The 14,010-nt window shown below is 66.0% G+C and carries 13 protein-coding genes; 7 read left to right on the top strand and 6 right to left on the bottom strand.

Features of this window, described 5'->3' with window-relative positions:
• Positions 1 to 57 precede the first annotated feature (57 nt).
• Positions 58 to 1,389 carry a methyl-accepting chemotaxis protein gene (locus ACZ1I5_RS15465; RefSeq protein ID WP_465173983.1) on the bottom strand — a complete coding sequence of 444 codons (1,332 nt, stop codon included), beginning with the start codon at positions 1,387 to 1,389 and terminating at the stop codon, positions 58 to 60.
• A gap of 355 nt (positions 1,390 to 1,744) precedes the next feature.
• Here ACZ1I5_RS15465 and ACZ1I5_RS15460 point away from each other — a divergent pair, with 355 nt between their 5' ends.
• Positions 1,745 to 4,006: an NADP-dependent malic enzyme gene (locus tag ACZ1I5_RS15460; RefSeq protein ID WP_465170126.1), complete on the top strand. Its 2,262-nt coding sequence runs from the start codon at positions 1,745 to 1,747 to the stop codon at positions 4,004 to 4,006.
• A 151-nt stretch (positions 4,007 to 4,157) separates the two neighbouring features.
• Here the strand turns inward: ACZ1I5_RS15460 and ACZ1I5_RS15455 are convergent, their stop codons facing one another.
• Both ACZ1I5_RS15455 and ACZ1I5_RS15450 read right to left on the bottom strand, forming a co-directional pair.
• Positions 4,158 to 4,946 carry an SDR family oxidoreductase gene (locus ACZ1I5_RS15455; protein WP_465170125.1) on the bottom strand — a complete coding sequence of 263 codons (789 nt, stop codon included), beginning with the start codon at positions 4,944 to 4,946 and terminating at the stop codon, positions 4,158 to 4,160.
• Positions 4,947 to 5,072: 126 nt separating this feature from the next.
• Positions 5,073 to 6,218, bottom strand: a complete 1,146-nt coding sequence (locus ACZ1I5_RS15450) for an acyl-CoA dehydrogenase family protein (protein WP_465170124.1) — start codon at positions 6,216 to 6,218, stop codon at positions 5,073 to 5,075.
• A 155-nt stretch (positions 6,219 to 6,373) separates the two neighbouring features.
• On the opposite strand from ACZ1I5_RS15450, the gene ACZ1I5_RS15445 reads away from it, so the two are divergent.
• Together ACZ1I5_RS15445 and ACZ1I5_RS15440 are read left to right on the top strand one after the other, a co-directional pair.
• Positions 6,374 to 7,204 (top strand): SDR family NAD(P)-dependent oxidoreductase, encoded by an 831-nt coding sequence (locus tag ACZ1I5_RS15445; RefSeq protein ID WP_465170123.1) that lies wholly within the window; start codon positions 6,374 to 6,376, stop codon positions 7,202 to 7,204.
• On the top strand, positions 7,201 to 8,664 hold the full coding sequence (locus ACZ1I5_RS15440; RefSeq protein ID WP_465170122.1) for an MFS transporter: 1,464 nt from the start codon (positions 7,201 to 7,203) through the stop codon (positions 8,662 to 8,664). The genes ACZ1I5_RS15445 and ACZ1I5_RS15440 overlap by 4 nt, the downstream gene beginning before the upstream one ends.
• A gap of 3 nt (positions 8,665 to 8,667) precedes the next feature.
• On the opposite strand, the gene ACZ1I5_RS15435 is transcribed toward ACZ1I5_RS15440, so the two are convergent.
• Positions 8,668 to 9,126, bottom strand: a complete 459-nt coding sequence (locus ACZ1I5_RS15435; RefSeq protein WP_465170121.1) for a hypothetical protein — start codon at positions 9,124 to 9,126, stop codon at positions 8,668 to 8,670.
• Between the two features lie 203 nt (positions 9,127 to 9,329).
• Between ACZ1I5_RS15435 and ACZ1I5_RS15430 the strand changes: the two genes are divergently transcribed.
• Positions 9,330 to 9,878 carry a CHAP domain-containing protein gene (locus ACZ1I5_RS15430; RefSeq protein WP_465170120.1) on the top strand — a complete coding sequence of 183 codons (549 nt, stop codon included), beginning with the start codon at positions 9,330 to 9,332 and terminating at the stop codon, positions 9,876 to 9,878.
• Positions 9,879 to 10,074: 196 nt separating this feature from the next.
• Here the strand turns inward: ACZ1I5_RS15430 and msrB are convergent, their stop codons facing one another.
• Positions 10,075 to 10,572 carry a peptide-methionine (R)-S-oxide reductase MsrB gene (msrB, locus tag ACZ1I5_RS15425; RefSeq protein ID WP_465170119.1) on the bottom strand — a complete coding sequence of 166 codons (498 nt, stop codon included), beginning with the start codon at positions 10,570 to 10,572 and terminating at the stop codon, positions 10,075 to 10,077.
• A 234-nt stretch (positions 10,573 to 10,806) separates the two neighbouring features.
• Between msrB and ACZ1I5_RS15420 the strand changes: the two genes are divergently transcribed.
• From ACZ1I5_RS15420 to ACZ1I5_RS15410, 3 genes are read left to right on the top strand one after another with little or no spacing between them, the layout of a single operon-like run.
• Entirely contained in the window at positions 10,807 to 11,271 is a 465-nt protein-coding gene (locus ACZ1I5_RS15420) for a carboxymuconolactone decarboxylase family protein (RefSeq protein WP_465170118.1), read from the top strand.
• Complete coding sequence (locus tag ACZ1I5_RS15415; protein WP_465170117.1) at positions 11,258 to 12,154, top strand: sigma-70 family RNA polymerase sigma factor; 897 nt, start codon at positions 11,258 to 11,260, stop codon at positions 12,152 to 12,154. The genes ACZ1I5_RS15420 and ACZ1I5_RS15415 overlap by 14 nt, the downstream gene beginning before the upstream one ends.
• Complete coding sequence (locus ACZ1I5_RS15410; RefSeq protein ID WP_465170116.1) at positions 12,154 to 12,555, top strand: hypothetical protein; 402 nt, start codon at positions 12,154 to 12,156, stop codon at positions 12,553 to 12,555. Before ACZ1I5_RS15415 ends, ACZ1I5_RS15410 begins: the two co-directional genes overlap by 1 nt.
• Before the next feature lie 151 nt (positions 12,556 to 12,706).
• On the opposite strand, the gene ACZ1I5_RS15405 is transcribed toward ACZ1I5_RS15410, so the two are convergent.
• The gene (locus tag ACZ1I5_RS15405) at positions 12,707 to 13,948 is read right to left on the bottom strand and encodes a cytochrome P450 (protein ID WP_465170115.1); all 1,242 of its coding nucleotides are present in this window, start codon (positions 13,946 to 13,948) and stop codon (positions 12,707 to 12,709) included.
• Between the last annotated feature and the right edge of the window lie 62 nt (positions 13,949 to 14,010).

Here is a 14,010-nt window from a genome sequence, read left to right as displayed (position 1 = left end):
CCAGACTGGGCTCCCGCCTTCGCGGGAGCACAAGGGGGTTAGGCCATCGAGGCGATTTCAGGCCGCCACGCGCGCCGCGAAGTCGCCGGCGCTGCCCTTGAGCGTGCCGAGGCGGGCGTCGAGCCGGTCGAAACCACGGCCGACGCCGTCGATATCCTCGGCCACCGCCTCGGTATCCTCGCGGATCGCGGCGATGGTGTTGGACATGGAATCGGCGGCCAGCGCCGTCTCGTCGACGGCCGCCGTGATCGCGGTCACCGTCTGCGCCTGTGCTTCCATCGCGTAGCGGATGCGGTTCGCGCTTTCCTGAACTTCGGTCACGATCGACTTGATCGAGGCGTTGGTCTCGACCGTGGAGCGGGTGGCGGACTGGATCGCGGCGATCTTGCTGGCGATGTCGTCGGTGGCGCGTGCGGTCTGGCTGGCGAGCGACTTCACTTCCTGCGCGACCACGGCGAAACCCCGGCCGGCATCGCCGGCACGCGCGGCCTCGATCGTGGCGTTGAGCGCGAGCAGATTGGTCTGGCCGGCAATGTCGCGGATCAGCCCGAGGATCGATTCGATCGACTGGGCATGGCTGCTCAGCGTCTCGGACATGCCGACCGCGGCGCCTGCCTCGGACAGGGCGCGGGTCGAGATCTCGGCGGCGGCCTCGACTTCGGTGCGGGCATCCTCGATCGCGCGGATCAGGCCGGCCGAGGTGCGGGCTGCCTCGCGCATCGCGATGGCCGATTGCTCGGCGGCGGCGGCGACTTCGGAGGCCTTGCCGAGCATGCCGCGCGCCGAGGTCGAGCTGGCCCCGGCCTGGCGGCGCAGCTCGCCGCCCTCCTGGGTGGCCGCCTCGACGAGATGGGCGAGCCCGTCGCGGAACTCGGCGGCGAGCCGGTCGCGCTGCCGCTTCGCGTCGAACTCGATATAGGCCGTGAAGAGCGACGCGTAGATGTCGCATTCGAGCGAGCGCAGCCGGAAGAACACGTCGTTGATCTGCTGGCGCTCTTCCTTCGAGCAATCATAGAGCCGCCCGAGGATCTCCAGCATCTGAGTCGCGCCGGCGCAGGTCATCGAGATGAGTGCGGTGAGCGAGACATTGGCGGCAAAGGCCTGGGCGACCATCCGCTCCGCGGCCCGCACCCAATCGAGCTGGTCGGGGCGGTCGTAACGGTCGCGCAGATAGGTGACGCCGGCCTGCACGGTCCATTCGGAGCCCTGGCCGCGATCGCCGAAGAAACGGCGCCACTGCGCCTGCTGAGTCTCGGCGACCCTGGCCAGCTCGGGCTCGGCGATGGTCCACATACGTCGCGCCATGGCGAGATCTTCAGCGCTGAAGCCGAACAGGCGCAGGCGATCGGCGAGATCGATCGCGTCGGCGGCATTTCCGGCGACGGGCATTTGCTTGAGCTGGACGGCATCATTCACGGCGGGGACCCTGTAACGGAGCAAGCAACGGGTGCGGATGACAGAAAGGCCTGGCACCACTGGCGCGGGCTTAGCCGATGCACGGTTAAGGACGGGTTATGCGTGGCGCCGTCAGGAGCCGGGGTGCGCCATGCTTTTCTGCCGAACAGGGGGTTTTTGCCGGGACAGGCTTGTCCCGGCCCGATCCTTGTCGCAAGAGCCCCAGCAACGAGCGGCGGGGTTGGGCCGGGATACAACTCCGGGATGACGTAGGGTCACTTCGTGTCTAAAGGCGATGATCCTATAGGATTCGTGCCCGCTGATGGTGACGAACGAAAGTGAGAGATGCATGGCCGACGAATCGAACGTCCAGTTTTCCGAGCGTGAGGCGCTGCTGTTCCATTCGGAAGGCCGACCGGGCAAGATCGAGATCATCGCCTCCAAGCCGATGGCGACTCAGCGCGACCTCGCGCTGGCCTATTCCCCGGGCGTCGCGGTGCCGGTCCGCGCGATCTACGAGGATCCGGCGACCGCCTATGACTATACCGCCAAGGGCAATCTGGTGGCGGTGATTTCCAACGGCACCGCCATTCTCGGCATGGGTAATCTCGGCGCGCTGGCGTCGAAGCCGGTGATGGAAGGCAAGGCAGTGCTGTTCAAGCGCTTCGCCGATGTCGACGCGATCGACATCGAGCTGAAGACCGAGGATGTCGACCGGCTGATCGATGCGATCGAGCTGATGGAGCCGAGCTTCGGCGGCATCAACCTGGAAGACATCAAGTCCCCCGAATGCTTCATCATCGAGCAGACTCTCCGCGCGCGGATGAACATCCCGGTGTTTCATGACGACCAGCACGGCACCGCGATCATCGCCGCCGCCGGCCTGATCAACGCGCTGTACCTGACCGGGCGCGACATCAAGGACACGACGGTCGTGATGAACGGCGCGGGCGCCGCCGCGATCGCCTGTGCCGAGCTGATCAAGGCGATGGGCCTGCCGCACGACCAGCTGCTGATGTGCGACCGCACCGGCGTGATCTGGCAGGGCCGTACCGACGACATGAACCAGTGGAAGTCGGCGCATGCGGTGAAGACCGAGAAGCGCTCGCTGGCCGAAGCGCTCGACGGCGCCGACGTGTTCATGGGGCTTTCGGCCGCAGGCGCGCTGCCGGCGGAGCTGCTGATGAAGATGGCGGCCAAGCCGATCGTCTTCGCCATGGCCAATCCCGATCCCGAGATCACTCCGCCCGACGCGAAGCGGGCGCGGCCCGACGTGATCATCGCCACCGGCCGGTCGGACTATCCGAACCAGGTCAACAATGTGCTCGGTTTCCCGTTCATTTTCCGCGGCGCGCTCGACGTGCGCGCGACGACGATCAACGACGAGATGAAGGTCGCCGCCGCCGAGGCGCTGGCCGCGCTTGCCCGCCAGCAGGTGCCGGAAGAAGTCGCGGTCGCCTACGGCGTGCGGCACACCTTCGGCCCCGATTACATCATCCCGGCGCCGTTCGACCCGCGGCTGATGGAGATCGTCCCCGCCGCCGTCGCCAAGGCAGCGATGGATTCGGGCGTGGCGACCAAGCCGATCCTCGACATGGACGCCTATCGCCAGACCCTGCGCGGGCGGATGAACCCGACGACGTCGGTGCTCAGCCTGGCCTATGAGGGCGCCAGGGCCCATCCCAAGCGCGTGCTGTTCGCGGAGGGCGAGGAAGAGGTCGTGTTGCGCGCGGCGATCGCGTTCAAGGACGGCGGTTACGGCACGCCGGTGCTGGTCGGGCGCGAGGATGTCTATGACCGTTTGAAGGCACTCGGGGTGACCGATCCGGACAGCTATGAGCTGCACAACAGCCGCAACTCGCCGCTGGTGCCCAAGATGGTCGACTTCCTCTACAACAGGCTGCAGCGACGCGGCTATCTGCGCCGCGACGTCGAGCGGATGATCAACCAGGACCGCAACATCTTCGGCGCGGTGCTGCTCCAGCTCGGTGAGGCCGATGCGATGATCACCGGCATCACCCGCACCTATGCGCACACCATGCGCGAAGTGCGCCGCGTGATCGATCCCGAGGCCGGCCGCACGCCGTTCGGCATCCATCTGATGGTCGGGCAGAGTCACACCGTGTTCATGGCCGACACCACGATCAACGAGCGGCCTTCCGCCGAGGAACTGGCCGATATCGCCGAGCAGACCGCGATGGTCGCGCGGCGCATGGGGCATGAGCCGCGTGTGGCGTTCCTCAGCTATTCGACCTTCGGCAATCCGGAAGGAAACTGGCTGGAGAATATCCGCGCTGCGGTGAAGGTGCTCGATGAGCGCCAGGTGAGTTTCGAATATGAGGGCGAGATGGCGCCGGATGTGGCGCTCAACCCGAAGCAGCTGGCGAATTATCCGTTCGCGCGGCTGTCGGGCCCGGCGAACGTGCTGATCATGCCGGGGCTGCAATCGGCGAATATCTCCGCCAAATTGCTGCGCGAGCTGGGCGGCGACTCCGTGATCGGCCCGATGCTGGTCGGCATGGAAAAATCAGTGCAGATCGCGCCGATGACCTCCACCGCAAGCGAGTTGGTAACCTTGGCGGTGCTGGCTGCGGGCGGCATTGCGCGCTGATTAATTCCTCCCCGAGCTTGCTCGGGGAGGGGGACCAGCGAAGCTGGTGGAGGGGCTTGGAGCGCGGGGCAGACGTTCCGCGCTCCAAGCCCCTCCACCACCCGCTGAAGAAGCGGGCGGTCCCCCTCCCCGTTCCGGGGAGGAGTTAGCGTCACGCGTCGATCGACGTCCCCAGTGCCGCGTTCACCAGGCCGCCATCGACCGTGATCGTGTCACCAACCACATAATCGCCGGCGCGACTGGCGAGGTAGATGGCGGCGCCGGCCATGTCCTCGTCGACGCCGATGCGCTTGGCCGGGATGCTCCGCGCGATGGCGTCGCCATGGTCGCGGGCGGCCTTGTTCATCTCGCTGGCAAAGGCGCCTGGCGCGATCGAGGTGACGTTGATCGAATCCGTGATGAGCCGGGCGGCCATGCGCTTGGTCAGGTAGATCAGCGCCGATTTGGACGCGTGATAGCTGTACGTCTCCCACGGGTTGAGCCGCTGACCGTCGATCGAGGTGATGTTGATCACCTTGGCCGGGCGCTCGGGACTCGCCGCCGCCTTGAGCGCCGGGTGGAGCGCCTGAGTGAGGAAGAAGGGCGACTTCACGTTGAGATCCATCACCTTGTCCCAGCCCTTTTCAGGGAATTGCTCGAACGGCTCGCCCCAGGCGGCGCCGGCGTTGTTGACGAGGATATCGAGCTTGTCGCTATGTTCCGCGAGCTGGGCGGCGAGTGCCTTGCAGCCGGCGACGGTGGAGACGTCCTGGGGCAGGGGGATGCATTTCTCGCCCAGTTCCGCCGCGGTCTCGAAGCAGTTGTCGGCCTTGCGCGAGGAGATGTAGACGGTCGCGCCCTGGGCGATGAAGCCGGCCGCGATCATCTTGCCGATGCCGCGCGAACCGCCGGTGACCAGGGCGATACGGCCGTCCAGGCGGAAGAGGTTGGTGGTGTCCATTGTCGTCTCCTGAATTCCCCTCCCGCTTGCGGGAGAGGCTAGGGGAGGGCCTGTCCTCCCCGCGAGCGTCATTGTTCGGGGACAGGCCCTCCCCCGACCCCTCCCGCCAGCGGGAGGGGAGAAATCCTATCCCCCGCGCTTTATCGTCTCACGGGCGATGATGAGTTGCTGTATCTGGCTGGTTCCCTCGTAGATCCGGAACAGGCGTACGTCGCGGTAGAGGCGTTCGATGCCGTAATCCGCGATATAACCCGCGCCGCCGAAGATCTGCACCGCGCGGTCGGCAACGCGGCCGACCATCTCGCTCGCGAAATATTTGGCGGCGGCGGATTCCATCACCACATCGCGTCCCGCATCCTTCGCCGCCGCCGTCTCCAGCACCAGAGCGCGGGCGGCGAGGGCTTCGGTCTTGGAATCGGCGATCATCGCCTGGATCAGCTGGTGCTCGGCGATCGGCTTGCCGAACTGCTTGCGGTCGCTGGCATAGGCCACGCAGTCGGCGATCAGCCGCTCGGCCACGCCGACGCAGACGGCGGAGATGTGCAGCCGCCCGCGATCGAGCACGCGCATTGCGATCTTGAAGCCCTCGCCCTCGGCACCGAGCCTGTTGGCGGCGGGCACGGGCACGTTGTCCAAGATCACATCGGCGACCTTGGCGCCCTTCTGTCCCATCTTCTTTTCGGGCTCGCCGATTGAGAGGCCGGGCAGGTCGCGCGGCACGAGGAAAGCGGAGACGCCGCGGCCGCCGGCTTCCGCGCCGGTGCGCGCCATCACGGTGAACAGATCGGCCTTGTCGGCATTGGTGATGAAGCGCTTGGTGCCGGTAAGCCGGTACACGTCACCGTCCTTCACCGCCTTGGTCTTCACACTGCCCGAATCGCTGCCGACATCCGGCTCGGTGAGCGCGAAGCTGGTAACGATCTCGCCGCTGGCGATGCGCGGTAGCCACTGCGCCTTCTGCTCGTCCGATCCCGCCATCACCAGGCCCTGGCTGCCGATGCCGACATTGGTGCCGAAGCTCGAGCGGAAGGCCGGCGTGGTGCGGCCGAGCTCGATCGCGACGCGCACTTCCTCGCTCATTGTGAGGCCCAGGCCGCCATATTCCTCGGCGATCGACAGGCCGAACAGGCCCATGTCGCGCATCTCGCCGATCACCTCGGCGGGGATCGCATCGGCTTCCTCGACAGCGGCTTCGAGCGGGCGCAGGCGCTCGGTGACGAAGCGGCGGACCATGTCGATCAGGGCGTCGAAAGTTTCTGGATCGAGGGCCAAGGGTTAGTCTCTCATCGTCACGAGTCCGGGTGACGGTTGGTAGTGAAGGGCACGCGGTCCCGCAAGCGCGCGCAAACCCGAAATTCCAAAAAGGCCGCATTGACCGGGTCAAACCCCATACTATGCTGACCAAAATCATGATGCAGGAGAATGAAATGCGCTTTTCAGGCAAGCGCGCCGTGGTGACCGGCGGCGCTTCGGGGATCGGCCGCGCGACGGCGTTGCGGCTCGCCCAGGAGGGCGCGGAGGTGTGGATCGGCGACATCGACGAAGCCGGCGGGGAGGATGTCGCCGCCACCTCGAACGGGCGGATCCACTTCCTGCGCACCGATGTGATGGAGGTCGGGGACATCGCCGCGCTGATGGCGGCGGCCGATGCGGCGGGCGGTCTGGACGTGGTGTTCAACAATGCAGGCGCCGGCGGATCGCGTGATCCGATCGACGAGATCTCGCCCGAGGACTGGGACAGGACCCAGGCGCTGCTGCTGCGGTCGGTCGCGATGGGCATCCGTTATGCCGCGCCGCTGATGATCGCGCGGGGCGGCGGGGCGATCGTCAATACGGCCTCGATCGCGGCGCTGCAGACCGGCGCGGCGCCGACCGCCTATTCAGTCGCCAAGGCAGGGGTGCTGCATTTGACGACCATGGCCGCCGCCGATCTTTCCCGTCACAATATCCGGGTAAACGCCGTATGCCCTGGGTTCATCACCACGAACATCTTTACCGCGGTGCTAGGCATAGAAGGCGAGAAGCGCGAGATGGCCAATGGCGTGATTCGAGGTATAGCGGCGCATGCCCAACCCATGCAGCGCGCCGGAAAGTCCGAGGATATCGCCGCTGCCGTCGCCTATCTGGCGAGCGACGATGCGAGCTTCGTCACCGGCACGCACATCACGGTGGACGGCGGCATGACGATCGGGCCGCGTCACAGCTGGGATCCCGCCGCGCCGTCGCTGTTCGCCGCGCTCGATCGGTTCGCGTCTTGAGTGGAGTCCTGATCGCCGCGCCGCCGCCGCGCACCCTGAGCGCGCGGAGCCGCTGGTCGTTCGGCTTCGGATCGATCGCGTACGGCGTGAAGGACAATGGCTTCGCGACCTTCCTGCTGCTGTTCTACAATCAGGTGATCGGCCTGCCGGCGAGCACCGTCGGCATCGCCATCATGTGCGCGATGGTGGTCGAGGCGTTCGTCGACCCGGCGATCGGCTATCTTTCCGATCACACGCGCAGCCGCTGGGGGCGGCGGCATCCCTGGATGTACGCGTCCGCCCTGCCGATCGCGATCGGTTGGCTGCTGCTGTGGAATCCGCCGCAATGGTCCGAGACGGCGACCCTGTTCTACGTCTTCGGCAGCGCCTTGCTGGTGCGAATCGCGCTGTCCGCGTTCGAGATTCCGTCCTCGGCGCTGGGCCCCGAGCTGAGCTCCGACTATGACGAGCGCACGCGTCTCTTTTCCTATCGCTACCTGTTCGGCTGGGGCGGCGGGCTGGCGATGCTGGCGCTGGCCTATGGTGTATTCCTGGTGCCGGATGCGACTCATCCGGTCGGCCTGCATAATGCCGACGGCTATTCGCGCATGGCGCTGTTCGGCGCGATCGTGATGGCCGTGTCGATCACGCTGTCGTCGATCGGCCTGCATCACGAGATCAAATATCTGCCCAAGGTCCCGAAATCGACTGCACGCTTCGGCACGCACCTCGCCCAGTTTCGCGCGACGGTGTCGAACAAGGCGTTCCTGATCCTGATGGCGGCCGGCGTGTTCGCCTATTCAGCGCAGGGCATCTCCTTCGCGCTGTCCAACTATCTCTATTCCTATGTCTGGCGGTTCGAGGGATCGGACTATCAATGGCTCTCGCTCTCGCTGCTGCTCGGGGCGATCGGTGCCTTCTTCATCGCGCCGCTGCTGACGCGGGGCGGCAACAAGCCGCGTGTCGGCATGATCCTGTCCTTCGTCAGTGTCAGCCTGTTGGTGGCACCCTATGTGCTGCGGCTGCTCGGGCTGTTCCCGGCGCCGGGCTCCGCGCTGATGCTGCCGCTCCTGCTGCTGATCTTCATGGTCAACACCGCGTGCAGCGTCGGGGCCTTCATCCTCGGCGCGGCGATGCTGGCCGATGTGGTCGAGGAATCCGAGACGCGTACCGGCAAAAGGTCCGAGGGCGTCTTCTATGCCGGCAGCTTCTTCGTGCAGAAGATGGTCGGCGGGGTCGGCATCTTCATGGCCGGGGCGATCCTGGCCTTCGCGGCTTTCCCCGCCGCGGCGCGGCCCGGGCAGGTGCCGGTCGCGACGATCGACCGGCTGACCATGGTCTTCATCTGCCTCGAGCTGCTGTTCTACGGCCTGGCCGCGCTGTGCTATTCGCGCTTCCCGTTCGGCCGGGCGGAGCATGAGGCGCGGCTGGCGCGGAGCACCGCGGCGGCGGAACGCGAGGGCGCGCCGCACGCGCCCTGATGCCTATCCCGCGATCAAGCGGATGAACGCGCTCGATACCCAGCCGGACTTGCATGGGCCATTATAGGCGCGCGGCGACGCCACCGGGGCGGCGACGCCGCAATCCGTGTCGGGCGCTTCGGCCGGCGCGACCACCACGCCCATCCAGCGCTGGTCGATCGAACGGGTGCAGACACGAAGCTGGGTGCCGGCCTCGAGCCGCATCAGCTCGTCGGCCTCGGTGAAGGGCGCGGCGCGCACCGGCAAATAGGCTTCACCGCTGGGCAGGTTCACCACGCGGCCAAGACTGTTGCAGGCCTGGAAAGCGGGGCCGCCTTCGCCGATCCGCACCGGCTGCGTACCCGGGCTCAGCGCGACCGACGTTTCGTTCTCGTTCAGCAGGACATTGTCATTGCCGCCGGCGCCGCTCCGGTCCGAACAGGCGAGAAGGAGCAGGCACAGGGCCGGGACGAACGATTTCATATAGGTGATTCTACCGATGATGCGGCGCCTTGGCGAGCGCGCATTGCGCCGCGCGCGCCAATCGGCGTGCGGCGAGGGGCAGTCATCGCCCGGTAAACACGGTTCGTCCTAAAAGGTTCCCTTCGTCGAGCCGATGGGGTTCCCCATGCCCGTTCGACCTGCTCTTACAGGCTCACGAGTTTAGCGGGACCTGAGGGGGCCACATGAATTTCCGGGCGTTTGCAGCGCGTTTTGCGCTGGTGGCTTCGTGCAGCCTGATGGTGGCGACCCCCGCCATGGCGCAGTTCTGGCAGTGCGCTCCCTATGCCCGCACCATTTCCGGCATCGCGATCCACGGCAACGCCAATACCTGGTGGAACCAGGCAGCCGGCCGTTACGCCCGCGGCCATGCGCCGAAGGTCGGCGCCGTGCTGGCTTTCTCCTCGACCGGCAAGATGCGCCTCGGCCATGTCGCGATGGTCAGCGAAGTCGTCAGCGACCGCGAGGTCCTGCTCACCCACGCCAACTGGTCGCGCCGCGGCGGAATCGAGCGCAATGTCCGCGCGGTCGACGTATCCGAGGCCGGCGACTGGAGCATGGTCAAAGTGTGGTACGGCCCGAATGGCGGCCTCGGCACCAGCGCCTACCCGACCAAGGGTTTCATCTATTCGGATCGTGACGCGAGCACCGACATGGTCGAGAGCGAGACGCAGGAGCCGATGGCGCCGCTGACGATCGCGTCGCTCGGCATGTCGGACGAGATCAGCTTCTGATTTCTTTCCCTCTCCCTTGACGGGAGAGGGTTGCGCAGACTTGGTCCGCGTTCTTCACGCGGGCCTAGTCGGAGCTGGGTGAGGGTGCGCGCTCGCCCTTCCGCGAGCGCGTTTGTGGCCCCACCCTCTCCAACTACGACTAGGCAGCAAGCTGCCAAGTCTTCGTATCCTCTCCCGTCGAGGGAGAGGAAGGTCGTCACACCCTCCCCGGCCTGAACGTCATCGCCACGCCATTCATGCAATAGCGCTTGCCGGTCGGCTTCGGTCCGTCGTCGAACACATGGCCGAGATGCCCGCCGCAGCGCCGGCAATGCACCTCGACGCGCGAGAAGCCGAGCGTGCGGTCCTCGCGAGTGCGCACCGCATTCTCCAGCGGCGCCCAGAAGCTGGGCCAGCCGGTGCCGCTCTCGAACTTGGTCTTCGACGAATAGAGCGGCAGCGCGCAGCCGGCGCAGGAGAAGATGCCGGCGCGGTGCTCGTCGTTGAGCGGGCTGGTGAACGGCGTCTCGGTCGCTTCGTGGCGCAGGGTGCGATAGGCGACGGGGGAGAGCTTCGCCTTCCACTGCGCGTCGGTCATCGTCACTTCGAACGTCTCGGGTGCTCCGGCCGAGGCGCTGCCGCGACAGCCGAACAGCGCGAAGGCCGCGGCGCCGGTGCCGGCAAGGGTGAGGAAGCTGCGGCGGTCTGGGGTCATGATCGTCCTCGAAGGGCTTGATAGGGCATATGTAGGTACGCGGGTCCGCTCCGACGAGATGCACGGCGCGTCCGGAAGGGTCGTCGTGAAACGGAATCACCACGTACGCTATTCGTCGGACCCCGAGTGTCGGTTACGGAGACCCAGCGAAAAAATTCGCTCCCCCATGTCACACTCGCCGGGGCTATCCCGTCATGTTTGTATGCGTGCATGGTGCACGCTTGGAGACAGACCATGACCCCACGTTTGCGCAATCCCCATCTGCTCGCTCCCGAAGCAGTGCAGGCCATGATGGCGCTGGAGGCGAGCTTCGACTCCTCGACGCTCGAATTGGTGCTGCGGAACCTGGTGAAGCTGCGTGCGTCGCAGATGAACGGCTGCGCTTTCTGCATCCACATGCATTCGACTCACCTGCGCGAAGAGGGCGTGAGCGAGATGAAGCTGTACATGCTGCCTGCATGGCGTGAATCGACCCTGTACAGCGATCGCGAGCGGGCGGCGCTGGGCTGGACCGAGTCACTGACCCGTCTGAGCGAGACAGGTGCCCCCGATGCCGATTACGCGCCGGTCAAGGCTGCCTTCACCGAGGCCGAGCAGGTCCAGCTCACCCTGCTGATCGGCGCGATCAATGTGTGGAACCGGTTGCAGGTCGGTTTCCGCGCACCGCATCCAGTGGAGCGCTCCAGTGTCGCAGCCTGATCCGGCCGCTTCGCTATTCGAGGCGCAGCGGCCGCGGCTGCAGCGCCTCGCCTATCGCATGCTCGGCTCGGTCTCCGAGGCCGAGGATGTGGTGCAGGACGCCTGGCTGCGCTGGTCGAAGGTCGAGGAATCGGTCGATGTGCCGGCGGCCTATCTCACCCGCATCGTCACCCGGCTGTGCCTCGACCAGATGCGATCGGCGCGGGCGCGGCGCGAGACCTATTACGGCGCCTGGCTGCCCGAGCCGCTGGTCGGCTCGACCGAGGACGAGCAGGCCGACGACCTGACTCTTACCCTGATGCTTGCGCTCGAACGGCTCTCGCCGTTGGAGCGTGCGGCCTTTCTGCTGCACGACGTGTTCGGCGTCGCGCTGAGCGAAGTCGCCGGCACGCTCGACCGCGATGCGGCGGCGGTGCGCCAGATGGCGGTGCGCGCCCGCAAGCATGTCCAGACCGCGCGGCCACGCTATCCGGTCGAGCAGGCCGAGGCGGACCGCATTGCGCGGGCCTTCTTCGCCGCGGCGCGCGACGGCGATGTCGCGGCGTTGCAGTCGATGCTGGCGGAGGATGTGGCGGTCTATTCCGACGGCGGCGGGCGCGTGCTCGCTTTCCGCAACCCGATTATCGGCGTGGCCAAGGTGCTGCGCATGTTTGCCGGGCTGGCGCGCAAGCATGCCTGGCGGCCGGTCATGCTGAAGCCGGTCTCGATCGACGGGCTGCCCGGCTATGTCAGTATCGACCGCGGACAGTTGCTGCAGACCACGGCGCTGGAGATCCGCGATGGGCGGATCGCGGCGATCTACATCATGCGCAACCCCGACAAGCTGGCTCATGTCGCTGTCGCCTTCAGCCAGGGGCAGGCCGCTATTCCAGGAGGACAATGATGCGGGGCACGGTTCCCATTCTCGCCGCTATTCTCGGCCTCGGCGCGGTCGCCAACGGCCTGATCATGCTCGCCGTGCCGGCCGACTGGTATGTCGCGGTGCCGGGCGTCACTACCACCGGTCCGTTCAACCAGCATTTCATCCGCGATATCGGGCTGATCTTCGTATTGATCGGTGCCGCCTATATCTGGGGCGCCGCGCGGCCGGTGATGCGGGTTCCCTTATGGGGCGCGGCGAGCTTCTGGCTTGCCGGGCATGCGCTGTTTCATTGGTGGGAAGTGGCGGTCGGCATCTGCGGCACCTCCGCCCTCGCGCGGGATTTCCCGGCGGTGACCTTGCCGGCGATCCTTGGGATCGGGTTTACGGTGTGGGCGATCCGGGCGCGCAGCCAATCGGCGTAAGCTGCACTTTACTCCCTCTCCCAGCGGGAGAGGGAAGGGGCCCATCGCTCTTGCGATGGGAAGGGTGAGGGCGACCGGCAGTTTATTGGTCACCCTCATCCGGCGCTACGCGCCACCTTCTCCCGATGGGAGAAGGGAGAAGAGAAGGGTTTTAGTACTTCGAAATCTCCACCGGCAGTTTGCGATAGCCATGGACGAAACAGGCAGCGACGCGTTCCGGCTCGCCGAGCACGTTCACCCGCATGCGGCGCTTGGCCATTTCCTCCAGCAACGTCGCGATCTGTAGTTCCGCGAGCCGCGCGCCGACGCAGCGGTGGATGCCATGGCCGAACGCCAGATGGCGCCGCGCATTGGGGCGGTCGACGATGATCTTGTCGGCATTCTCGAACACGCTCTCGTCGCGATTGGCCGAGAGATACCAGAGCGCGAGCTTGTCGCCGGCCTTGATCTGCTGCCCTTCCAACTCGGTGTCCTCGGTCGCGGTGCGGCGCATATGGGCGAGCGGGGTCTGCCAGCGGATGATCTCCTGCACGGCATTGTGGATCAGCGACGGGTCGCCCTCCAGCTTTGCGCGCTGGTCCGGGAACAGGTCGAGGCCATAGGCCGCGGCGGTCATCGAATTGCGCGTCGTGTCGTTGCCGCCGACGATCAGCAGGATCAGGTTCCCGAGAAACTCCATCTGGTCCATCTCGGCCATCGCATCCGAATGCATCATCATCGAGATGAGATCGGGCGTGGGCTCCTTGCCGAGCTTCTGGTTCCACAGATTCTGGAAATAGCCGCCGCATTCATACATGTGCTTGAGCCGTTCGAGGCGCAGCTCCTCGGTTTTCACCAGCTCGATATCGCCGGCCCAGTCGGACCAGAAGGTCAGCTTGCGCCGGTCTTCCCAGGGGAAGTCGAACAGGATCGCGAGCATCTGCGTGGTCAGTTCGATCGAGACCGTGTCGACCCAGTCGAACTCCTTGTTCCACTCCAGGCTGTCGAGCACCTCGGCCGTGCGCATGCGGATATTGTCGGAGAGGCGGACCATCTCGCTCGGCGTGAAGGCCGGGGCGACGGTGCGGCGCTGGCCGGTATGCTTGGGTCGGTCCATCGCGATGAACATCGGCATGCGCACATCGGTCGGCGAATGTTCGATGAAGTCGGCCAGCGTAATGCCGCCGGCCTGGGACGAATAAATGTCCGGCAGCGATTCGACCTGAACGATCGGCTTGTAGGTCGAGACCGACCAATAGGGGCCGAAGCCGGACCGCTCGACATAATGGACCGGCGATTCGGCGCGGAGCTGCCGAAAGGGTTCCTGCCAGATATCGTCGCGGTAAAGCTCCGGCCGGCTTACGTCGAGCGGATCGACCCTCGTTTCCACCGCGTGCAGAGCCTGTGTCGCCATTTTCGCCTCTCCTTTGGGTGCAGGAAAGCCTTAGCTGACACTCATGTCAATTGCGATGTGCA

This window comes from Sphingomonas sp. BL-S-30, from assembly GCF_055521475.1.
The sequence above is the reverse complement of the archived record's forward strand: the minus strand, read 5'-3'. Positions and strand labels throughout refer to the sequence as shown.